Below are 21,310 nucleotides of genomic sequence, written 5' to 3' on the forward strand. Positions count from 1 at the left end.
AACTGGGGATAATAATCAGCGATAACTTATAGTTGAATTACGAATATTGAATATTACTATGGGTGCTGCAATCGTTGAAAAGGTGAGGCTTCCGATGTCAGACAAAACGCATGTCACGGATCTTCTGCAAGCTGCAAAATTGCTGGCTGACTCCCAGCAGAATGTGATGCTGAGTTATCTGATCTGCATGGCCATTCTTGAGGCCAGGCAAATCCCGAAGGAAAGAACCGCCAAGGCGGCGTAGGGCATAATCTCCGGAACTGATTGCCGGATTCCAAAATGGCGGCAGCCTGTCGTGGAAAACAAAAATCAAAGCCGGGACTGATCTGCTGCTTTCCGGCGGCAAGTCCAGCCATTAACCCTACCTGTGAAGGTTAACCAACGGTTTCAGTTGATGCTTCGGCACAACAGCGCTTTAACCAGCGGTGCCGAGGGAGGGAAACTCGGCATTTTCAGCACCAAACTATAAGCCCCTCTTCGGCGCCGGAGAGGGGCATTGTGGTTTGGCCCATCGGCGGACCAGATGCATCCCAATTCGGCGTGTTGCCGAAGTTTACTGATCCTCGACAATGGCTTCCGGCCGATCACCACCGTCTGCGTGTTCAAAATGCCATTGACCGCTTTGGTCCTGAAAACTGATTTCCTCATCGTCGCCGCCGACTTGCTGCTCAGCCGCTGCGGCTTTTGCCGCCGCTACAGCCATGTCCCGGTTCGGGAAGGCCTCGGAAAACACGTCGGCAAGCTTATAGGCCCATCCGCCGTCATGCTCGACAATTGCATATACCACCTTGGTCATTTCGTACTCCCTGGAGTGCGCCGTATTCCAATATCTCATGGAGTCGACGTGACCGGACAGGAACGGCCGATAGGTCAAACGTTCCAATCGCCTCAATCCGCATTGCGAATTCTCGCCTTGCGTCGTGGCAGCCCAAGGTAGCACGGAACCCCAGCGATTTTCCACATTTCCGGTGGATGCGTCGGATACTACGGCTCTTCGGTTCCCGTCACCATCATCAGCCTTCGTGCGTAGACGCAAAAAGGGCGATCTTGCGATCGCCCTTCAAACTTATTGTGGTGGTCGTTATGTGGCTCAGGCTGACAGCTTGGCCGCGATCTTGGCAACATGAGCGCCTTGGTAGCGCGCTGCCTCCAGTTCGATTTCCGACGGCTGGCGGGCACCATCGCCACCAGTGATCGTCGAAGCGCCATAGGGCGAACCGCCCTTGATCTCGTCAAGACCCATCTGGCCCTGGAACGCATAGGGCAGTCCGACAACGACCATGCCTTGATGCATCAGGGTCGGGATGAAGCCGAGAATTGTTGATTCCTGGCCGCCATGCTGTGTCGCCGAAGAGGTGAAGACCGAGCCCACCTTGCCGACAAGGGCGCCCTTCATCCATAGGCCACCGGTCTGATCGATAAAATTGCGCATCTGCGATGCAACCGTTCCGAAACGCGTGCCGGCGCCGAAAATGATGGCGTCATAATCGGCCAACTCATCCGGTGTGGCAATTTCGGCTGCTTGATCGACCTTGAAATGCGAGGCCTTGGCAACGTCAGCTGGCACCAGTTCCGGTACACGCTTGACGGTGACATCAGCGCCGGCAGACTTGGCGCCTTCGGCCACTGCGTAAGCCATGGTTTCGATATGTCCGTATGCCGAATAATAGAGCACCAATACCTTAGCCATCGTATTCTCCTGTGAGTTGGCAATTCCGCTTGATTGCCGCTGGAGATAGGATTTATCAGTTTACCTGCCCGCTGTCAGAAGCGAAGCGAGCGACAGACTGTTCGAGAATAAGAGACAGTCGGATTTTCAAGTGAACGATCTCAATTTTACACAGGACCTTCCGATGACCAGCGAAAAAATCGTCACTGCCGCCATGCTCGCCATCGGCGACGAATTGCTCTCCGGCCGGACCAAAGACAAGAATGTTGGCCATCTGGCAGATGTACTGACGCTCGCCGGGATCGATCTGAAGGAGGTCCGCATTGTCGCCGACGACGAGTCGGCGATCGTTGCGGCACTCAATGCACTACGGGCTGAGTTCGACTACGTCTTCACCTCGGGTGGCATTGGTCCGACCCATGACGACATCACTGCCGATGCGGTGTCGCGGGCGTTCGGCGTCGAGTGCCATCACGACCCGGACGCGATGACCCTGATGGGCGCTATGTATGAGCGGCGTGGCCTGGAATTCACCGAAGCGCGGCAGCGCATGGCGCGTATGCCAAAGGGCGCGCGTCACATACCGAATGCTGTATCGACCGCGCCCGGGTTCATCATCGGCAACGTTCACGTGATGGCCGGTGTGCCGCAGGTCTTCCAGGCCATGCTGGATGCGCTGCTGCCGCACCTTGAAAGCGGTACGGTCGTCAAATCACGGACCGTCCGCTCTCCTTTCGGCGAAGGCGATATCGGTGGGCCGCTCGGCGAGGTGCAGAAAATGCATCCCATGACCAGTATCGGGTCCTATCCGAAGTTCGACGGCACGTCATTTTCGACCGACCTGGTGATCCGCGCCCGCGACGAGGCCTTGCTTGATGCAGCGGAGGCGGATGTGAAGGCGATGATCGAGCAAATCGCGGCGGCGAAGAAAAGCGCCTGAGCCGTTACGGCGTTGGAGTTGCGGCGGCGATCGTGAATTTCTGATCGACGCTTGCGGACTTGCCGCTGTTCAGATCGTTGAAATGAAACCGCAGAACATAATCGCCAGCAGCTGCGCCGCTGACATCAGTGGTCAGCGTCGCGTAGATTTCCTGGTTGCGCAGGAACCCGGTAAAGGTGAAATCGCCAAAAGCCTTCTGGTTGGCCAGCACTTCACCGGAAGCGCTGAGGATATCCAGATCGACTGTAAAATGCGTTTCCATCTTGCCGGCAACCGCTGCCGGCTTCCAGGTCAGGCCGACGGGCTCGACATAGGAGACGAGCGCTTCACCCGGTTTGAACACCGGCTGCGGTTTCGGTTCATACATGGCATAGCCGGTGGGCGGAGCCGCAACAAACACCGCCTTGCCGATGGAAATGGGTAATGTCGCTGAAAAATCGCTGATTGCCGAGCGCATGGCATCATGGGCACCAAGCGTATCGCCGGAGGCTGCCAGCGCTTCGGCTTTCGTTGCCGCATCTGCGAGTGGTCCCGCGAGGGCAGGTGTAACCAGCAATAACAGGAAGGGGATCGCGCTGATTGCGCCCCTCAGGCCGCCTTTTAGATTGCCGGTGCGCATAGTCTCTCCCCCTGATCCTGCATCGGTTGTGGATGTTCGGGATTTGCCGGCCGGAGTCAAGCCACGTCACTCCCTTGAAAAAAGATGATTATATTACTCAACTTATTGATGGATAAATGTGGTTTCGCCGGCGGTGTTGTGGCATAGGCAGGGCGATACGAACCCGAACGAAAGACCGCATCCCATGAAGCAGGACGTTGATAATGCCGTCGAGGCTTTGCGCACGCTATTCCCGGCAACGCCGCTGCAGCTCAACGATCATCTGAGTGCCCGTTACGGAGCAACGATTTATCTGAAGCGCGAGGACCTTTCGCCGGTTCGATCCTACAAGATCAGGGGTGCGTTCAACTTTTTCCGCAAGGTGATCGAGACCGGAGGTACCGGCAAGACGTTCGTCTGCGCGTCTGCCGGCAATCACGCACAGGGGTTCGCCTTCGTCTGCCGGCATTTTGGCGTGCCCGGCGTGGTCTTCATGCCGGTGACGACACCGCAACAGAAGATCGACAAGACGCGGATATTCGGCGGCGAGTTCATCAGCATCAAGCTGGTCGGCGATTTCTTCGACCAGTGCTACAAGGCTGCGCGTGATCATGTGGAGCAGATCGACGGCGTCATGGTGCCACCTTTCGACCATGCCGATATCATCGAGGGCCAGGCGACAGTGGCAGCCGAGATGATCGAACAATTGCCGGAAGGCGTCGTTCCGGATCTGGTAATCATGCCCGTTGGTGGTGGTGGACTTTCCGCCGGCATGACCGGCTACCTGAACGACGTTGTTCGGCCGGAAGCCTTTATTTTCTGCGAGCCGGAGGGGGCGCCGAGCCTGAGCCGCAGTCTGGAGACAGGGGCAGTGGTGACGCTCGATCAGGTCGATAATTTTGTCGATGGAGCCGCTGTCGGACGCATCGGCGACCTTAATTTCGCGGCGCTGAAGCATTTCTCCACGGATCAGGTTTTACTTCTGGCGGAAAATGCGATCTGCGTCACGATCACCGACATGCTCAATGTCGAAGGCGTTGTGCTGGAGCCGGCAGGCGCCTTGTCGATCACGGCGCTGGAAACGCTCGGGCGAGACGCGCTGGAGGGAAAGACCGTCGTTGCCGTCGTTTCCGGTGGCAATTTCGACTTTGAACGCCTGCCTGATGTCAAGGAACGGGCCATGCGGCATGCAGGCCTGAAAAAATACTTCATCCTGCGGATGCCGCAGCGCCCGGGTGCGCTGAAGGACTTTCTCGGCCTGCTCGGCGAGGAGGACGATATCGCCCGGTTTGAATATCTGAAGAAATCGGCACGCAATTTCGGCTCGATCCTGATCGGCATCGAAACCAAGCATCCGGAGAACTTTCCACGGCTGAAAGCGGCCTTCGACGGTGCAGGTCTGCATTACCAGGATATCACCGATAACGAGATATTGGCCAATCTTGTGATCTGATATTATTATTCAATATCTGATTGTTGATTGTTCTTCTTAAACCAAACAATGATGGTTTCCGCGAGCCGGTCTGTCGTGTCTGGCGATAGGGCATCGCCGGCGACCACATGGCTGTAGGGATCGCCGATGTCGCCGGGATCAAGGATAGCGACTCGTCCGCCCCAACGCGCGGCGACAGCAGAGGTTTGCCTCGGATCGACAACCTGATCCCTGGGCGATTGAATGAGCAGTGTGGGTGTCGCTATCCTTTCAAAGGGTAGCGCTCGAACCTGCGCGACCAGCGATGCCATCGGCAGCAGCGAAGAGACTGGATAGTCCGTTGTCCAATTGGCGGCGTGAAGGGCGTTCATCGGAACGAAGGAACGGCGACGGCCAAGAATAAGGCGTGCACTCAGGTGGGCAAGCGGCGCCGTCAGCAGGAAAGCGCCACGGCCCCTGATCCGGAAATTCGGAGCAAGAAAAACAGCGCCATCGACGCGTGCGGCCAATGCGGGCTGTAAAAGAGCCCAGGTGGCGAGTGTCGCGCCGGTCGAGGTTGCAATGATCAGCGTGCGGTCGCCGAGCAGGGCCGGCGATATCCAACGCCTCGCGCATGTCCTCTTGCCAGTCGGCCACGGAGGCTTCGACCATCGCATCGCCGCTGCGGCCATGGCCTGCAAGGCGCGTATAAAACAGGTTGGCACCCAGCGCTTTCGCCACCAGATCGGGCAGGGGGCGGACCTCGCCCTTGGACGCGGAAAATCCATGGATGTAGACAATGGCAAGTGGCGTTCGGCGCTTTGCCAAAGGGGCGGCCCAGACGACCTGTTTGGCCAATCCCGGCCTGATATCCGGAAAAGCAGATTCGCTGGCGGCGAGACGTGCCTCGATATCAGCAATCGATGCGGTATCAGCAAAATCGGATGTCATGATCGCGACAGCGCCCTTGTCATTCCATTTTTTCCTGAACCCGCGAGCGGATCACCGATAGTCAAAACTTAGCCTTTGACAGCCCTGTTTGCCATGGGTAAGTCTTTCGCATGGCTTCTTTTCTGTCAAAATTGTTCGGCTTTTCCAGTGGCTCCGGTACCGAGACGGCTGCGCCTTCCGGCAAGACGGAGAGCTATGGCGACTGCCTGATTCGCGCCACGCCGATGCGCGAAGGTTCCCAATTCCGGCTGGCCGGTTCGGTTGAAAAGGATGTCGACGGGGCTGTCCGTGTTCGTACATTCATCCGCGCCGACGTTTTCAGTTCGGAACAGGACGTGATCGACGCGACATTGCGCAAGGCGCATCAGATTATCGACCAGCACGGCCCGTCGCTGTTTTCCGACGATGTCGCCTCGCGGCAGGTATAACGCCGGATAGTTAAAAACTCCGATTTTCGAACTGCCGTCGGCAGAAGTGCTTGCTGCGAAAGGTTGAAAGACCTTGCGCTAACGGCTTTTCCCATGCCGAACGGTTTGCCTTTCACAATCGACGGCGCCTCTAAACGTTTCTTTAAATTTGCGGCTTATAGATTCGCATAGTGAAAATCCGAGTGAACGTCTGGCATGACCAATGTAGTCCTGTTTTTCTGCGAAGGCCTTGTCTACGTCGCAGTCATGGTCACGCTGCTACACCTGCGCCATCGTTTGGGGCTTGGCGTCTTCATCGCAGCACTCGGCGTCCTGCATTTTATCGAGACATATCTTGCTGCGGTTTTTTACGTGCAGTTGCCGTTCGGCGTGATTTCACCGGGCTCCGCCGTGTTGTTTTCCGGCAAGCTGATGATGATCCTTCTTCTCTACGTGAAAGAGGATGCGGCAACGGTCCGCCAGCCAATCTACGGCCTTCTGGCTGGGAACTTTATCACTGTCGCGCTCAGTCTGCTGTTGCAGATGCAACAAACCGTCTCTGCTGTCCCGAACCGGAGCGCCGACCTCGCCTTCATCGACGAGATGGGATGGCTGATGCTGTGGGGAACACTGCTGCTCTATCTGGATTCGCTGCTGATCATCCTGCTTTACGAGCGGATTGGCCGCTGGACGCGCGGTTTTCTCACCTTGCGGTTCCTCATCTGCGGCGTCGTGGTGCTGACCTTCGATCAGGCGGGTTTCTATATCGCGCTGCACGCGCTGAACAATGCACCGGCCGAAGTGTTCTGGGGCGGCTGGATTGCCAAGATGGGGGCGGCAGTCTTCTATTCCCTGATTCTCGGTGCCTATCTGCATTTTTCCAGCCATTCGGTGCTGTCCGTGGTGCGGCGGCCAATCGGCGACATCTTCAACACGCTGACATTCCGGGAGCGCTACGAAGATCTTTTGTCGAAATCGGGACGTGACATGCTGACCGGCACGCTTGATCGTAGCCGTTTCGAATTCGAAGCACCGCGGTTGATCCGCAACGCAGCGTCCTCGGGCGGGGTCATCAGCCTGATCATGATCGATGCAGATCACTTCAAGAGCATCAACGACCGCTTTGGCCATCTCGAAGGCGATCGGGTGCTGAAATCGATTACCGACGCTATCCAAGCAGGCCTGCGCCCGGGTGATCATCTTTTCCGCTATGGCGGAGAGGAATTCGTTGTCCTGTGTGATGGGCTTGACCACACGAGTGCATTGTCCCGGGCCGAACAGTTGCGGCAACGTGTTTTGATGGACGTGATGACTCCCGACAGGTCGGCGGTCACTGTCAGCATAGGAATTGCCTCGACGCCTGTCGACGGAACGACGACGCGCGATCTGCTATCGAAGGCCGATGTACGGCTGTATGAAGCCAAGCGCAGAGGACGCAATTGCGTGGTCGGAAACGCTTGAGACCCTTCTACCGGTGGTTTTCAAACACCGACATTCGGCCGGTCGATGATCTCCCGCAGCGAGAAACTGGAGTTGATCTTGACCACATGGGGAAGGGCCGAGAGCCAATCCCGGTGAATGCGCTCATAGTCTTCGAGGTCCTTGGCGGCGACCCGTAGAATATAATCGTATTCTCCCGACATCAGATAACAGACCAGCACATTCGGACAGAGTTTCACCGCCGCCTCAAACTCCGTCAAGGTCTTGGCAAACTGGCCTGATAGCGAGATATGGACGATAACCATGATGCGGTAGTCGAGAGCCTTATGGGACAGGCGCGCATGATAGCCGCTGATTACTCCGGACTTTTCGAGGATATCGACCCTGCGTGAGCAGGCGGACGCGGATAGCCCAACCCTTTCGGCCAGCTCAGCATTGGCGATCCGGCCGTTCTGCTGCAGAATCCTCAAGATTGCAGCATCAATTGTATCCATCGCCGCCAACCGAATATCCTTCGAATTTTCTGCCATATACGCAATAATCTGCGAAATATTACGATATTAACCCATCATTTCGCAAGGACATGCGGCGATCTTTCTGTTTCGCTACGCGGGTAAAACAACGACGGCGAAAGCTGCACAGGAGAGGAACGCGAAGATGCGTGTCGGTTGCCCGAAGGAAATCAAAAACCATGAATATCGTGTCGGTTTAACACCGGGATCGGTAAGGGAATATGTGGCCCATGGTCACGAAGTGATCATCGAAACAAAGGCCGGCGCAGGCATAGGCGCGGAAGACGACAGCTACCGGGCGGCCGGCGCAAAAATCGTCGCTACGGCCAAGGACGTCTTTGAAAAATCCGACATGATCGTCAAGGTCAAGGAGCCGCAGCCCGCAGAATGGGCGCAGCTTCGCGACGGTCAGATCCTCTACACCTATTTGCATCTTGCTCCCGATCCGGAACAGACCAAGGGGCTGCTTGGCTCCGGCGTGACGGCGATTGCCTACGAGACGGTCACCGATGATCGCGGCGGTCTTCCACTGCTCGCGCCAATGTCGGAAGTCGCCGGCCGCTTGGCCATCCAGGCTGGGGCCACATCGCTGCAGAAGGCCAACGGCGGCCGCGGTATCCTGCTCGGCGGCGTGCCAGGCGTTCTGCCTGCCAAAGTGTCCGTGATTGGCGGCGGCGTCGTCGGATTGCATGCCGCACGCATGGCCGCCGGTCTTGGTGCCGATGTCAGCATCCTCGATCGCTCTCTTCCACGCCTCCGGCAACTCGACGATCTGTTTGCCGGTCGTGTCCATACCCGGTTCTCCACCATCGATGCGTTGGAAGAAGAAGTCTTCTCCGCCGACCTGGTGATTGGCGCCGTGTTGATCCCGGGAGCCGCCGCTCCGAAACTGGTTACACGCGAAATGCTCTCCGGCATGAAGAAGGGGGCAGTCATCGTCGATGTCGCCATCGACCAGGGGGGGTGCTTCGAGACCTCGCATGCGACGACACATTCAGATCCGACCTATGAAGTCGATGGTGTTGTGCACTATTGCGTTGCCAACATGCCCGGTGCCGTTCCGGTGACTTCGGCACATGCGCTCAACAATGCGACGCTGTTCTACGGTCTGCAGCTTGCTGACCGTGGCCTGAAGGCGATTGCCGAGGACCGGCATCTGCGTGCCGGCCTCAATGTCCATAAGGGCCGCGTTACCAACAAGGCGGTCGCCGAAGCGCTTGGTTACGAGAGCTTTGCCCCGGAAGCCGTGCTGATGATCGCCTGATCCCATCGCCGGTAACATGGCTGTAGGCGGGGCCGGTATCTTCCGGCCCCGTTTTTCATGCGCGCTCGATGCGGCATTGATAACAATTGTTGCGGGCCGAACGCACATGAACATAGGCCACCTCGGGCCTCTCCAGCAGCTCGGCTGCCCGGGCATCGATACTATCAACTGGCGTTATTGCGCCGGTGCCGTAGACGATCCGGTCGTCGGCATTGTAGCCACGCAAAAGGTAGTCCTTGCTGGTCGACAGGATCGGCGGAACAGCTTCGCCCCCCGTATATGCCTCGCACTCTTCCGCATGTAGAAAAATAGGCCCGGTTTCCGCATAGGGCTGAAGTTCCGGGAAGGGTCGATAGGCAAGGATCAGATAGCGATCACCGTGGGCGATGTTGGCGAGGCAATGGCGGCAGGGCATTCCCTGGCCATCTGACACATTCACTTCCGGTATCAGGCCATAGGCATCGGGCTCGCGGCGCCGGTAGCGTGCGGCAAGATCGCTTGGCATCGGTTTGTATCGCAGGTTCATTATCGGTTCCTCCTTGTTCAACAGCGGAGGAACTAACATTCGCTCAAAGCGGGCAACACCCGATTCTTGCCGTCCCGAACGTCAGAGACTGAGGGCGAATGCCAACAGTTCGTCATTGCTCAGAGGGAGGACGGACGCGTCATGTGTGGACACCGGGGAGAATCCGAAGCGCTGGTAGAGTTGCAGAGCGCGGGGATGGTCGAGCGTGTTGGTTGAGACACGCACCGTTTTGGGATTCGTGTTCCAGGCGGCATACAATGTCTGCAGCAGAAACCATTTGCCGAGACCGAGACCGAGTGCGTGTTCGAACATGCCGAAATGTGAGAGCTCGACAGTGTCCTCATCCACCTGCAGCAGTTCGAAAAACCCAGCCGGAGCACCGTTAACGTAAAGCACGGTGACGGCATTACGCTTGTCATGAAGGACCGAGGTCAACTCGGTATCACTCATCCGCAGCCGATCGGCCCAATTCCAGCGTTTGCCGACCTGCAAATAAAGGAAGCGATAGAAGGACAGCGGAATTTCAGGAACGCGCATGATCGCGGTCTGGATATTGACCGGCACCGGCAGGCTCTGCTTGGGCGGCGTGGTCATTTCCAGTTCGGTGACGCGGACGTCGAGCGCTTCGATTGCTTTGCCGTCGGCCATAGTGATCACTCTCTCCCGGTTACGACGGGTGTGTCTTCCCGGCTGCCCCATTCCGACCAGGAGCCATCATAGAGCGTATTTTCGGTGTGGCCCAGCGATTGCAACGCCAGCATGATGATCGCAGCGGTGACGCCGGAACCGCAGGAGGTGACGACCGGCTTGTCGAGATCGATACCAGCAGCCTCGATCGTTTCGCGCAGGGCGTCGAGCGACTTGAGCTTGCCACCGGTCGAGAAAACACCGGAAGGCAGGCTCTTGGCACCGGGCATATGGCCGGATCGCATACCGGCTCTCGGTTCTGCTTCCTCGCCGGTAAAGCGTGCAAAACCGCGCGCATCGGCAATCTGGCGAGAACCAGCCGCTACAATGTCGCGCATTTGCGCAAACGAGGTCACGGCTTCAGCATTGAACTGTGGTTGGAATTTTGCGGGTACGGGCTGCGGGATATCGGTGGTGACCGGGCGGCCTTCCGCCTTCCAGCTGTCGATGCCACCATCCAACACGAAAACCGATTGTGCACCCATGGTACGCAGCAGCCACCAAACCCGCGGCGCCGTGAAGATGCCGGGACCGTCATAGACAACGATGGTATCGGTCTCGCTGATCCCGAGCTTGCCAACCGATTCGGCAAAAGATTCGGGCGACGGTATGGTGTGCGGCAAGCCGCTGGTCAGATCGGCGATGGCGTCCTGATCGTAGAAGACGGCGCCGGGAATATGTCCTGCCACGTATTCGGCCTTTGGATCCCGTTTCTGCGCCGGCAGATACCAGGCCGCATCGAGGATCTTGACCGAGGGATCTGCGAGCCGCTGCCCGAGCCAATCGGCGGAAACGACGAAAGCGCTTTTCTGTTCGGTCATCGATCTATTCTCCGGTGGACATGGCATCTGGCGTGCCGAAACGAATGCGGAAACGCCGGTTTTCCTTGCCCTTCTTTTCGATCTTGGCGATGTAGATAGGCCCGACTTCCTGGGTTTCCGACACATGCGTGCCGCCACAGGGCTGGCTATCGATCGACGCGTTCTCGCCGATGCAGACAAGGCTGACGCGGCCAAGCCCGATGGGCGGGCGGACATTCTTCGATTTGACGATGTCGGGATTGGCAGCCAGTTCGGCGTCGGTGATCCATTGCAGGTAGATCGGGTGATTGCCCTCGACCAGCGCCATCATCGCTGCGGTGACGGCGTCCTTGTCGATGGTTTCGCTCATGTCGAAATCGACGCGGCTCTCATCTTCGCCGACAGCGGCACCTGTGATTGGATATTGGCAGACAACGGAGAGCAGGTGGCAGGCGGTGTGCATGCGCATCAGCTTGTAGCGGCGCGCCCAGTCGATATGCAAAACCAGCTTTTCACCGACCACCACAGCGGGCTGATCCACCGCCGGTACATGGATGATGATGTCCTTGGTATCGCCGTGGCGGGTGGACGTAATCTCGATACGGCTACCGTCAGCGCGCTCGAAAAAACCGGTATCACCGGGCTGTCCGCCCGACGTCGCATAAAAGCAGGTCTGATCCAGTTCAATGCCACCGTCTTCCCGTATTCCCGTGACGATCGCCTCCGTGGTTGAAAGGTAGAAATCGTCGCGAAAAAGGGCAGTCGTTGTCATGAGATGCTTATCCGGCGGGTTCGTATGGGACCGTTATTCCGGAATTCCGCGTCAGCCAGGCCGGAACAGGAAGGCCCTTGGACTTCAGAAATGCCGGGTTGAACAGTTTCGACTGATAGCGGTTACCATAGTCGCAGAGGATCGTCACGATAGTATGTCCCGGTCCCAGATCTTTTGCCAGGCGAATGGCGCCGGCAATGTTGATGCCGGAGGAACCGCCAACGCAGATGCCTTCGTTTTCAACAAGATCGAACACCAGCTGAACAGCTTCGGCATCCGGTATCTGATAGGCGAAATCCGGCGTGAAGCCTTCGAGGTTTGCGGTGATGCGCCCCTGTCCGATGCCCTCGGTGATCGATCCACCGGATGATTTCAGCTCGCCATGGGCATAAAAATTGTAGAGTGCGGCGCCCTCCGGATCGGCAATACCAATTTTGACGTCCGGGTTCTTCGCTTTCAGACCAAGGGCGACGCCAGCCAGCGTGCCGCCGGAACCGACCGCGCAGATGAAGCCATCGACCTTGCCGTCCGTATCCCGCCAGATTTCCGGCGCGGTCGTTTCCACATGGGCGTCACGGTTGGCGATATTGTCGAACTGATTGGCCCAGATCGCCCCATTTGGCTCGGTCTTTGCGAGGTCAGCAGCGAGGCGGCCAGACAGTTTCACATAATTGTTGGGGTTCTTGTAGGGAACAGCCGGAACCTCGACGAGTTCGGCGCCGAGAAGCCGCAGCGCATCCTTCTTTTCCTCGCTTTGTGTCTCGGGGATGACAATAACCGTGCGATATCCGAGCGCCTGGGCTACCAAGGCAAGACCGATCCCGGTGTTGCCGGCCGTGCCCTCAACGATGACGCCGCCCGGCTTCAGCTGTCCGGATTTTTCGGCATGACGGATGATCGACAGCGCGGCGCGATCCTTGACCGACTGACCCGGATTGAGAAACTCCGCCTTGCCGAGAATGGTGCATCCGGTCGCTTCTGAAGCACCCTTGAGGCGGATCAGCGGCGTATTACCGATGGCATCGAGAACGGAAGGCAGAACGGACATGAGCGAACCTCTTGGCTGCGGATAATTGCGTCAGGCAGGCGCCTGAAGCTGATGACGATGTGATCAGGACATGAGGAAACGGCATGAGCCGTAAAAATGCCCTGCCTTTCAACATGCCGAAATCCTGGCGTCTTTTCGGCCTAAGCTTCTGCTGAAGCAAGAAATAGCGTTTCACCCCGGCGCTGTCGTGAACAAAAATTGACCCAAAAGTGGTAGATGGCGTTTCGCAACCGGGGTGATCCATTTCTTGACCCTTGGCGTAGTGAGGCGATAGTTTCCGCTGCGCGCTGCGGCAAGACAGGTTTGAAAATGAATGGCTGATATTCAGCTGGATACAATCGATGCCTTGATGGCGAGATATGCTGCGGGCATTTTGCCCGAGCCGGCGCGCGTGCTTGTCGAAGCGCATCTCCAGATGCAATCCGCCAACAGGCCCAAGGTCGCCGAGTACGAAACGGTCGTCGGCGATATCCTGGAAAACATGGAACCGGTTTCTCTCACGTCCAGAGATGCGGCGTTGAGAGCTATTTTCATGGCAGCTCCCCTTGCCATCGCCGATGCACCATCAGTGCAGCCTGCAAACAGACTTTTCCCAAAAGCAATTCTCGATTTTGCCGGGCACGATGCTGCCGACATTCCATGGAAACGAAAGTTGCCGGGCTTCAAGGAATACAGCCTCGGAAAGATCGATGGTTGCGATGTCAGCTTCTTCTGGCTGAAGCCGGGACGTGTGATCCCGGCCCATACGCATGAAGGATACGAGCTTTCTCTTGTTCTCGATGGCGCCTTCAACGACACGCGCGGGCGCTTTGCCAAAGGCGACATATCGGTGGCGGACGAAAGCATTGATCACCGCCCGGTGGCGGAGGCGGAGTGCCCGTGCATCGGCTTTGCCGTCTCCCAGGCCCCGGTCAAACTGACCGGCTCATGGAGACAATTGCTCGGTGACATGATCGGCTGATCATTCTGCCGAACAATGGCCCGAATGCGGGAACAAACTAGATTTCAATGCGTATTGTTTGGTGATCCCGGTTTCCGGGGTCTGCGGTGGAGCATCGAAAGGAAACCCCATGACCGATTTTGTCGCACACCCCGAGATGGGTCTGGCCTGGGTCACGGGAGCAAGCTCCGGTATCGGCCGAGCCCTCTCGTTGCGGCTGGTTAAGGACGGTTTCAACGTCGTCGTCACCGCCCGTGATCACGAAAAGCTGGTCCAGTTGCAGCACGAATCGCCCGGACCGGGTAAGATGATCGTGCTGGATGGCGACGTCACTGACCCGCGTGACATGGAGCGGATACTGGCTGCGATCGAGTATGAGCACGGTGCAATGGTGCTCGCGGTTCTCAATGCCGGCGTTTATGTTGCCGTTCACGGTGAGGACCTGCATCGCGAGGATTTCGAGAAGACTTTTGCGGTCAACCTGCATGGCACGGTCAATTGTCTGCTGCCGGCGGTCCGCCATATGAAGGCGAGGGGGCATGGTCAGATTGCTATCGTCTCGTCCGTCACGGGCTATGGTGGCCTGCCGACAAGTGCGGCCTATGGAGCAACCAAGGCGGCACTGATCAACATGGCGGAAAGCCTGAAGTTTGATCTCGACAAAGTGGGTGTACGCCTGCAGATCATCAATCCCGGCTTCGTCGAAACGGCAGCAACGGCAAAGAACGCTTTTCCGATGCCGGCCCTCGTCAGCGCTGAGGTGGCGGCTGATCGCATTGCCGATGGTTTGAAATCCAGCGGCTTCGAGATCACGTTTCCAAAACGCTTCACCTATACGATGAAGCTGCTCAACCTCTTGCCCTACAGTCTCTATTTCTGGCTGGTCAACAGGGCTACGGGATGGAAAACGCGGCCTCTGGTTACCGAGGGTCACACCGTCGATGTGCTTGAGCGAAATCCTCAGGCGGTGTAGCAACTGCGGGCAACGCACCCCGAAAGTGCCTTCATTCCGGATCGAACTTATGGGCGAATACGCGACTGAAGTTTTTTCAGTTCTGTCTCATCCAGTGGGAAATTCCACATCAGCGCGATCGCGGCAAGCTTCAGCACGACCGGAACCCAGGCATAGATCACGGCCAAAGCGAACAGCGCAGTCTCGTGATCTTGCACAACCGCTGCCGGATCAAAGCCGAAAAAACCGAGCAGCGGAAAGACGATGCCGACGCCGGCTGCCAGGGAAAGCTTGGTCGCAAGACCCCAGGCTGCGAAGTAGAAGCCGCTGCGCTGATCACCGGAGGCTGCGGTGTCGGCATCGATGACATCGGCCTGGATTGATGGCGGCAGCGTCAGGTCGAAGCCGAGCAAAATCCCGGTGGAGGCACAGATCAGCGCAAACGGTATGAGCGCGCCCGGCGAGAGCATTGGGGCCGCCGCAAATATGGCACAGGCAGCAAGCATCGCCCATGCCCATGCCCGGTGTTTGCCGAGCTTTTGCGCCGTCCAAGCTGCAAGCGGTATGCCTGCGACGGCACTCAGGAAGTAGAGAAAGAGCAGCGGCCCGCGCATATCCGGCAACTGCAATCGCGCCGAAACGAAATAAAGAAACAACGTTGCCGGAATGCCGTTGGCAAGGCCGTTCAGGAAAAAGGCAGCGACCAATCTTAGAAATGGCCTGTTTCGGCCTATGCAGGACAGGGCCGCTCTCAGCGGCAAAGATTGTCGTGTCAGATTGGCCGGTTCCGGAACGATCCAGACGGTTAGTCCGCCGAAGACAAGCAGTGTCACCGCGACAGTGATCCCGAGCACGGCAAGGCCGGAAAACCCCCGTTGTTCAAACCCAATTGCAAACGGAAGCACGACGGCAATCAGCGTGCCGACCAGCGTCAGGCCTTCCCGCGCCGAGGTTAGCCGCGTTCGGCCATGATAGTCCGAAACCAGTTCGGCGCCCCAGGCCGAGTAGGGCACGACTGCCAGCGTAAAGCCCAGCGAAGTCAGCATGCCCCAGAAGGCCAGCCACCCAACGTCGGCACCGTCTGCGGGCCAATAAAGCATCAGGGCCGACAGAGCGGCTACGGGCAAGGACAGAAGGAAGAGCATTCTGCGGCGGCCAAAACCGGGATTGATCCGGTCTGCTGCATAACCCGCCAGTGGATCGGTGATTGCATCAACAAGTCGCACAAGCAATAGCGCCCACCCCACCGAGGCAATCGGCAGGCCGAGTGTTTCGGTATAATAGGTCGGAACAAGCGAATAGAGTGGCAGACCAAGGGCTGCGAGCGGCGCTGCAGGCAGCGCATAGGCGAACAGCATCCGGCGGCTGATCTGCGTTTTGGCAACGCCGCCGGCTGCGGGCTTATTCATTCATACACGATCTGTCGGACGTCGATATTCTTGGCGCGGAAACCGGCTTCGCAATAGAACAGGTAGAACTCCCAGAGCCGTTTGAAGCGGATATCGAAACCCAGCGGCTCGACCTTATCCCAGACGCTCCAGAAACGTTCGCGCCATTCGGCAAGCGTGCGGGCATAATCCAGCCCGAAACCGAAATCGCCGCTGATCTTCAAGCCCACCTTGCGGCCGAGATCGATGAGATGCTGCGGGGTTGGTAGCATGCCGCCCGGAAAGACGTATTTCTGGATGAAATCCGGATTGGCGCGATATTCCTCGTAAGCCTCCGGCTTGATGGTAATGATCTGCAGACCGGCCTTGCCGCCCGGCTTCAGGCAGCGCTGCAACTGCGAAAAATAAGCCGGCCAGTATTTTTCGCCAACGGCCTCAAACATCTCGATTGAGACGATTCGATCATAGCGCCCGGTCTCGTCGCGATAGTCCTGGAACTTGATCTCGACCTTGTCGGATAGGCCCGCCTTCTTCATCCGCTCATTGGCGAAGGCCAGCTGTTCGCGGCTGATCGTCAATCCTGTCACCTTGCAGCCGATTTCACCCGCCGCATACTCGGCAAAACCACCCCAGCCGCAGCCGATCTCCAGCACGTGATGGCTTGCATTGATGCCGGCTGCATCGGCCAAGGCCTTGTACTTGGCGCGCTGCGCCGATTGCAGGTCATGAGCGCCCGTCGAATAAAGGGCCGAAGAATAGGTCATCGTCGGATCAAGCCATTGCTTGTAGAAGGCATTGCCGAGATCGTAATGGGCGGAAATGTTCTTTTTGGAACCGGATTTCGTATTGGCGTTCATCCAGTGGCGGAATTTTTCAACCAGCCGCAGCACGCCGCGCGCGCCGTTGGAGAAGTTGCGGCCGACATCGGTATTGACGAGGAAAAGCTCCAGAAAAGCGCCGACATCCGGGCTGTCCCAGTCACCGTCCATGTAGCTTTCGGCAACGGCGATCGTGCCGCCGGTCAACGCCCTCTGCGGCAGGTTCCAGTTGTGCAGCGTCACCGAGGCGACCGGCCCTTGCGCCTTGCCCTTGACGACCACGGTACGGCTATCGGGCAGAGTCAACTTCAGACACCCCACCTGCATATGAACAAGACCACGCAGAACCATCTGCGCCTTTGCTGGTAAACCTTTGACGATGCGCGACAAATTTTCGGTGGAAAGACGCTCTCCGTCTTTCGGATCACAATAACCGGTGCCTGCTGTGCTCATTCGACAGATCCTCAGCAATCATTGCTCGTGACACAAAATAACCTCATTCCGCCGCACCGCCAACCTGAGATTCATGTGGGTAACCGTGGTTCACTTTGCGGCCCTCACTCCAGGCACTCGTCGGTTCGGGCGCTTGCGGCCGCGGGATATAGCGGACGCCTTTGATCCAGAGCTTCAACGCCTCCCAGTGAATCCCTGCAACGATCTTGAGTGTAAGATGCGGAATGCGCGCAACAAGACGCAAAATCTTGCCTGTTTTCAAAGAAACCCGAACGCCGGAGAAGGTTGCAGCCAGCAGCGGGCCGTCCTTATCGGTCTCCAAGATGCGCCAGCGTATTTCCTCTCCGGGTGGCAGCATGCGGAACTGGTAGTGCATGGCCATGGGGATAAACGGCGAGACGTGAAACTGCTTGTCGCATTGCTGGCGAACACCGGCGTCGGACACATCGTCCGGGCCAATCGGGCAGACATAGGTGTGGCGTTCGCCGAAGGTATTGCGAACCTCGTAGATCATGGCGCTCAGCGCGCCGTTGTCACCATAAGCGTAGTAGACGGCCAACGGGTTGAAGACGAGGCCGAGGATGCGCGGGTAGCAGACGAGAAGCACGCGGGCCGGGCGCATGGTTAAGCCGTTCTTCGCCAGCAACGCATCGATATAGGCGCGCAGCGGCACCGCGCGATCGCCTGAATGGTCCTTCTCGTGGAACGACAGAAGATTGCGGCGATTGACCGAGAAAACCTTGCTCATTCCATCCGCCTCGTCCAACCGGTCGAGATCGATCATCAGCGAAAAGACGTCATAGCTGAAACGATGGCCGACCGGTTTCATTCGCTGGTGCATGATTTGGCCGGCATAAAGCGCGGCCGCTGCCTCCGGAGGCGCGCCGTTCTTCGTCATGACCGATCCGGATGACGCACGCATCTATTCTGCCGCCTCCTTGAACACAGACGAGATTTGCTGGCGCCAGGGGATGATACCGCCGAGTACCTCTGCAGCCGCAAGCCCTGATGCCAGGCCGTCTTCGTGAAATCCGTATCCGGTCCAGGCCCCGGCAAAGAATGTGTCGTTGTCGCCCTGGATCGCCTGCAGAGCGCGCTGAGCAGCCATGGAGCCTGCGTCGAACTGCGGATGGTCATAGGAGAATTCGGCAAAAACGGTCCCCGGTGCCGGCTCACGTTCGGGGTTCAACGTCACAAACAATGGATGCTGTGGCGCGATGCCCTGAAGGCGGTTCATCCAGTAGCTGACGGCGACACCCTGCGATCCACAAGGTTTGGTCGAGCGCAGGTAATTCCATGACGCCCAGACTTTTGGGCGCTTCGGCATCAACGCCGCGTCGCGGTGCAGGATCACCCGGTTGGGATGGTAGGGGACAGCCGACAGCAAAGCGCTTTCCGTGGCGGTAGGGTCGGAAAGCATAGCCAGCGCCTGGTTGCTGTGCGCGGCGATGATCACCTTGTCGAAGATTTTCGTCGTACCATGCTCGTCAATGATGGTGACCCTGCCGTCTTCACGGCGGATCGATGTTACCCCGCAGCCGAGACGAACGCGATCGCCAAGCGGCCGCAGAAGCTTGCGCAGATAGTTTCGGCTTCCACCTGTCACTGTGCGCCAAGGATGCGGTTTTGAATAGATCAGCCGGTGATTGTCGAAGAACTGGATGAAATTCTCGGCCGGAAATTCCAGCATCTTCGCTGTTGGCGACGACCAGATCGCCGCGGCCATCGGTGCCAGGTAATTGTTGGTGAAGCCCGGCGAAAAACCGCGCCAGTTGAGATAATCGCCGATCGACATGGCCTTGAGCAGACCGGCGCTGCGATCTTCCAGGCAGATGCGGTTGAAGCGGAGAATTTCGCGCAGCATCATCAGGAACGAAGGCCGGACGAGATTGCGCTTCTGGGCAAAGACGGTGGCCAGATTGTCGCCGCTCCATTCCAGCCGCCCCTGATCGAGCGACACCGAGAAACTCATATCGCTCTTATGTGTTGTCACGTCCAGCTCGGCAAACAGCGCTGTGAGGTTCGGATAATTGGCTTCGTTATAGACAATGAAACCAGTATCGACTGAAATCGGCGTCCCATCATAATCAATATCAACCGTCGCCGTGTGGCCGCCTGGACGCTGGTCCTTCTCGTAGAGTGTGACATCGTGGACGGCATCAAGCGCCCATGCCGCCGAACTGCCGGAAACACCGGAGCCGATAACCGCAATCGACAGGCGCCGGCCGGGAAGATGATGGGGGCCGTGGGAGAAGGGGGCGTTCATGCTGCGTCCTTGATCTTGTTATAGGCAGCAAGAGCGCGGTCGCGCGCCTTTGCATGGTCCACGAGCGGTTTCGGGTACGCATCCCCCAGCGTCAGACCGGCGGCATCAAGAACGCTTTCAGGCGCCTGGAACGGCCGGTGAACGAATTTTGCGGGTAAGCCTTCCAGTTCCGGCACGAAGGTCTTGACGTAGATGCCGTCGGGATCGAATTTTTCACCCTGCAGAATAGGATTGAAGATCCGGAAGAATGGCGAGGCATCGGCACCGCTGCCAGCCACCCATTGCCAGCTTGCGGCGTTGGAGGCAGGGTCGGCATCCACCAGCGTGTCGCGAAACCAGGCCTCGCCCCGTCGCCAGTCGATCAGAAGGTCCTTGATCAGGAAAGATGCTGCAATCATCCGGACACGGTTGTGCATCGTGCCGTGCCGCCACAATTGCCGCATGCCGGCATCGACGATCGGATAACCGGTTTGCCCTTTCGTCCAAGACCTGAAAGCGTCGTCCGTTCCGCTCCAGGCGAAAGCGTCATATTTCCGGTTGAGATTTTCCCGCGGCAAATCCGGATTGTGAAAGAGCAGGTGGTAGGAGAAATCGCGCCAGACCAGTTCCTTGCGAAAGGTGATCAGGTCATCGCCCGGAACGTCCCGCAGATTGCGGGTGGCGTGCCAGATGCGGGCAGGGGAGATTTCCCCCATGGCCAGATGCGGTGAGAGCCTCGACGTGCCGTCGGTTGCCGGCAGATCGCGTCTGGCCTTGTAGCCGGACAGATCGTCCTCGATGAATGCTTCCAGCCTTTCGAGCGCTGCAGCTTCGCCTGGGGTCCAGATTTCGGAAAATGTCTGCGCCCAGTCCGGCGCTGCCGGCAAAAGCGCCCAGGAGGCCAGATCTTCACTGCCAGGCCATGTGGCTGGAGACACCAGCGCATCCGGCCGGTCAAGCGGTTGATCCGGCTCACCGGATGCCTCCAGCGCGCGCCAGAACGGCGTGTAGACGCGGTAGGGCGTGCCTGAGCCGGTCTTCAGCCGCGTGGGTTCGTGGAGAAGCTGTCCGGCAAAACTTTTGACGGTTACTCCAGTGGAAGTAAGCTTGTCCTTCAGCGGCCCATCGACGGCGATGCCGTTCGGGTCGTAGCGGCGATTCCAATGGACGGTTGATGCACCGGTTTCAGCGATCAGTCCGGCCAGAACACTGCCCGGCTCACCGCTGCGCAGGATAAGCCGGCTTCCGAGCTTGCCGAGTGCCATTTCCAGACGTGTGAGCGAATGATGCAGCCACCAGGCCTGCGCCGCGCCGAGTGGCCCGGTGCCGTGCCGGGAAGGTTCGCGGATATAGACCGGAATGACATCACGGCCGGTTTGAGCCGCAGCATGAAGCGCATGATTGTCGTCCAGCCGCAGGTCCTTGCGAAACCAGACGATGATGGGTTTTTCGTGAGAAGGGTCGTCGTTTTTCATTTTCATCCGCGCAG

23 protein-coding genes are annotated in these 21,310 nt (G+C 58.1%); 8 read left to right on the forward strand and 15 right to left on the reverse strand.

The window, feature by feature from the left end; genetic code table 11:
• Positions 1–58: 58 nt before the first annotated feature.
• The gene (locus R6X40_RS05670) at positions 59–244 is read left to right on the forward strand and encodes a hypothetical protein (protein WP_318411752.1); all 186 of its coding nucleotides are present in this window, start codon (positions 59–61) and stop codon (positions 242–244) included.
• A 309-nt stretch (positions 245–553) separates the two neighbouring features.
• Here R6X40_RS05670 and R6X40_RS05675 read toward each other — a convergent pair whose 3' ends face one another.
• Together R6X40_RS05675 and wrbA are read right to left on the reverse strand one after the other, a co-directional pair.
• A complete protein-coding gene (locus tag R6X40_RS05675; protein WP_318411754.1) occupies positions 554–796 on the reverse strand; it encodes a DUF2188 domain-containing protein in 243 nt (80 codons plus the stop codon).
• Between the two features lie 294 nt (positions 797–1,090).
• Positions 1,091–1,690, reverse strand: coding sequence for an NAD(P)H:quinone oxidoreductase (gene wrbA, locus R6X40_RS05680; protein WP_318411755.1), 600 nt, complete (start codon positions 1,688–1,690; stop codon positions 1,091–1,093).
• Positions 1,691–1,853: 163 nt separating this feature from the next.
• On the opposite strand from wrbA, the gene R6X40_RS05685 reads away from it, so the two are divergent.
• On the forward strand, positions 1,854–2,609 hold the full coding sequence (locus tag R6X40_RS05685; protein WP_318411757.1) for a competence/damage-inducible protein A: 756 nt from the start codon (positions 1,854–1,856) through the stop codon (positions 2,607–2,609).
• Between the two features lie 4 nt (positions 2,610–2,613).
• Here the strand turns inward: R6X40_RS05685 and R6X40_RS05690 are convergent, their stop codons facing one another.
• On the reverse strand, positions 2,614–3,228 hold the full coding sequence (locus tag R6X40_RS05690; protein ID WP_318411758.1) for a hypothetical protein: 615 nt from the start codon (positions 3,226–3,228) through the stop codon (positions 2,614–2,616).
• A gap of 184 nt (positions 3,229–3,412) precedes the next feature.
• Between R6X40_RS05690 and ilvA the strand changes: the two genes are divergently transcribed.
• The gene (ilvA, locus tag R6X40_RS05695; RefSeq protein WP_318411759.1) at positions 3,413–4,660 is read left to right on the forward strand and encodes a threonine ammonia-lyase; all 1,248 of its coding nucleotides are present in this window, start codon (positions 3,413–3,415) and stop codon (positions 4,658–4,660) included.
• 5 nt (positions 4,661–4,665) lie between these two features.
• Here the strand turns inward: ilvA and R6X40_RS05700 are convergent, their stop codons facing one another.
• Positions 4,666–5,343: a hypothetical protein gene (locus R6X40_RS05700; protein WP_318411761.1), complete on the reverse strand. Its 678-nt coding sequence runs from the start codon at positions 5,341–5,343 to the stop codon at positions 4,666–4,668.
• A gap of 336 nt (positions 5,344–5,679) precedes the next feature.
• Between R6X40_RS05700 and R6X40_RS05705 the strand changes: the two genes are divergently transcribed.
• Both R6X40_RS05705 and R6X40_RS05710 read left to right on the forward strand, forming a co-directional pair.
• Positions 5,680–5,997, forward strand: coding sequence for an HlyU family transcriptional regulator (locus R6X40_RS05705; protein WP_318411762.1), 318 nt, complete (start codon positions 5,680–5,682; stop codon positions 5,995–5,997).
• Between the two features lie 195 nt (positions 5,998–6,192).
• Positions 6,193–7,437, forward strand: a complete 1,245-nt coding sequence (locus tag R6X40_RS05710; protein ID WP_318411763.1) for a GGDEF domain-containing protein — start codon at positions 6,193–6,195, stop codon at positions 7,435–7,437.
• 20 nt (positions 7,438–7,457) lie between these two features.
• Here the strand turns inward: R6X40_RS05710 and R6X40_RS05715 are convergent, their stop codons facing one another.
• Positions 7,458–7,910 (reverse strand): Lrp/AsnC family transcriptional regulator, encoded by a 453-nt coding sequence (locus R6X40_RS05715; RefSeq protein WP_412178332.1) that lies wholly within the window; start codon positions 7,908–7,910, stop codon positions 7,458–7,460.
• 163 nt (positions 7,911–8,073) lie between these two features.
• On the opposite strand from R6X40_RS05715, the gene ald reads away from it, so the two are divergent.
• A complete protein-coding gene (gene ald / locus R6X40_RS05720; RefSeq protein ID WP_318411766.1) occupies positions 8,074–9,192 on the forward strand; it encodes an alanine dehydrogenase in 1,119 nt (372 codons plus the stop codon).
• Between the two features lie 55 nt (positions 9,193–9,247).
• On the opposite strand, the gene R6X40_RS05725 is transcribed toward ald, so the two are convergent.
• The 5 genes from R6X40_RS05725 to R6X40_RS05745 form a co-directional block, all read right to left on the reverse strand.
• Complete coding sequence (locus tag R6X40_RS05725; RefSeq protein ID WP_318411768.1) at positions 9,248–9,718, reverse strand: DUF1203 domain-containing protein; 471 nt, start codon at positions 9,716–9,718, stop codon at positions 9,248–9,250.
• Between the two features lie 81 nt (positions 9,719–9,799).
• Complete coding sequence (locus R6X40_RS05730) at positions 9,800–10,366, reverse strand: GNAT family N-acetyltransferase (protein ID WP_318411770.1); 567 nt, start codon at positions 10,364–10,366, stop codon at positions 9,800–9,802.
• A 5-nt stretch (positions 10,367–10,371) separates the two neighbouring features.
• Positions 10,372–11,226 carry a 3-mercaptopyruvate sulfurtransferase gene (gene sseA, locus R6X40_RS05735; protein WP_318411772.1) on the reverse strand — a complete coding sequence of 285 codons (855 nt, stop codon included), beginning with the start codon at positions 11,224–11,226 and terminating at the stop codon, positions 10,372–10,374.
• A gap of 4 nt (positions 11,227–11,230) precedes the next feature.
• Positions 11,231–11,977: an alanyl-tRNA editing protein gene (locus tag R6X40_RS05740; protein WP_318411774.1), complete on the reverse strand. Its 747-nt coding sequence runs from the start codon at positions 11,975–11,977 to the stop codon at positions 11,231–11,233.
• A gap of 7 nt (positions 11,978–11,984) precedes the next feature.
• Positions 11,985–13,025: a cysteine synthase A gene (locus R6X40_RS05745; protein WP_318411776.1), complete on the reverse strand. Its 1,041-nt coding sequence runs from the start codon at positions 13,023–13,025 to the stop codon at positions 11,985–11,987.
• A 313-nt stretch (positions 13,026–13,338) separates the two neighbouring features.
• Here R6X40_RS05745 and R6X40_RS05750 point away from each other — a divergent pair, with 313 nt between their 5' ends.
• Positions 13,339–13,986 (forward strand): cupin domain-containing protein, encoded by a 648-nt coding sequence (locus tag R6X40_RS05750; protein WP_318411777.1) that lies wholly within the window; start codon positions 13,339–13,341, stop codon positions 13,984–13,986.
• Between the two features lie 109 nt (positions 13,987–14,095).
• On the forward strand, positions 14,096–14,938 hold the full coding sequence (locus R6X40_RS05755) for an SDR family NAD(P)-dependent oxidoreductase (protein WP_318411779.1): 843 nt from the start codon (positions 14,096–14,098) through the stop codon (positions 14,936–14,938).
• Between the two features lie 47 nt (positions 14,939–14,985).
• Here the strand turns inward: R6X40_RS05755 and R6X40_RS05760 are convergent, their stop codons facing one another.
• The 5 genes from R6X40_RS05760 to R6X40_RS05780 are packed head-to-tail and all read right to left on the reverse strand — an operon-like array spanning position 14,986 to position 21,302.
• A complete protein-coding gene (locus R6X40_RS05760; protein ID WP_318411781.1) occupies positions 14,986–16,326 on the reverse strand; it encodes an MFS transporter in 1,341 nt (446 codons plus the stop codon).
• Entirely contained in the window at positions 16,323–17,576 is a 1,254-nt protein-coding gene (locus R6X40_RS05765) for a cyclopropane-fatty-acyl-phospholipid synthase family protein (protein ID WP_318411783.1), read from the reverse strand. The genes R6X40_RS05760 and R6X40_RS05765 overlap by 4 nt, the downstream gene beginning before the upstream one ends.
• 43 nt (positions 17,577–17,619) lie before the next feature.
• Positions 17,620–18,498 (reverse strand): DUF1365 domain-containing protein, encoded by an 879-nt coding sequence (locus tag R6X40_RS05770; protein ID WP_318411785.1) that lies wholly within the window; start codon positions 18,496–18,498, stop codon positions 17,620–17,622.
• Entirely contained in the window at positions 18,499–19,842 is a 1,344-nt protein-coding gene (locus R6X40_RS05775; RefSeq protein ID WP_318411787.1) for an NAD(P)/FAD-dependent oxidoreductase, read from the reverse strand.
• Positions 19,839–21,302 carry a deoxyribodipyrimidine photo-lyase gene (locus tag R6X40_RS05780; RefSeq protein WP_318411788.1) on the reverse strand — a complete coding sequence of 488 codons (1,464 nt, stop codon included), beginning with the start codon at positions 21,300–21,302 and terminating at the stop codon, positions 19,839–19,841. The genes R6X40_RS05775 and R6X40_RS05780 overlap by 4 nt, the downstream gene beginning before the upstream one ends.
• Positions 21,303–21,310 lie beyond the last annotated feature (8 nt).

This window comes from Rhizobium sp. PL01 (assembly GCF_033447125.1).
Taxonomy (GTDB): Bacteria; Pseudomonadota; Alphaproteobacteria; order Rhizobiales; family Rhizobiaceae; genus Pararhizobium.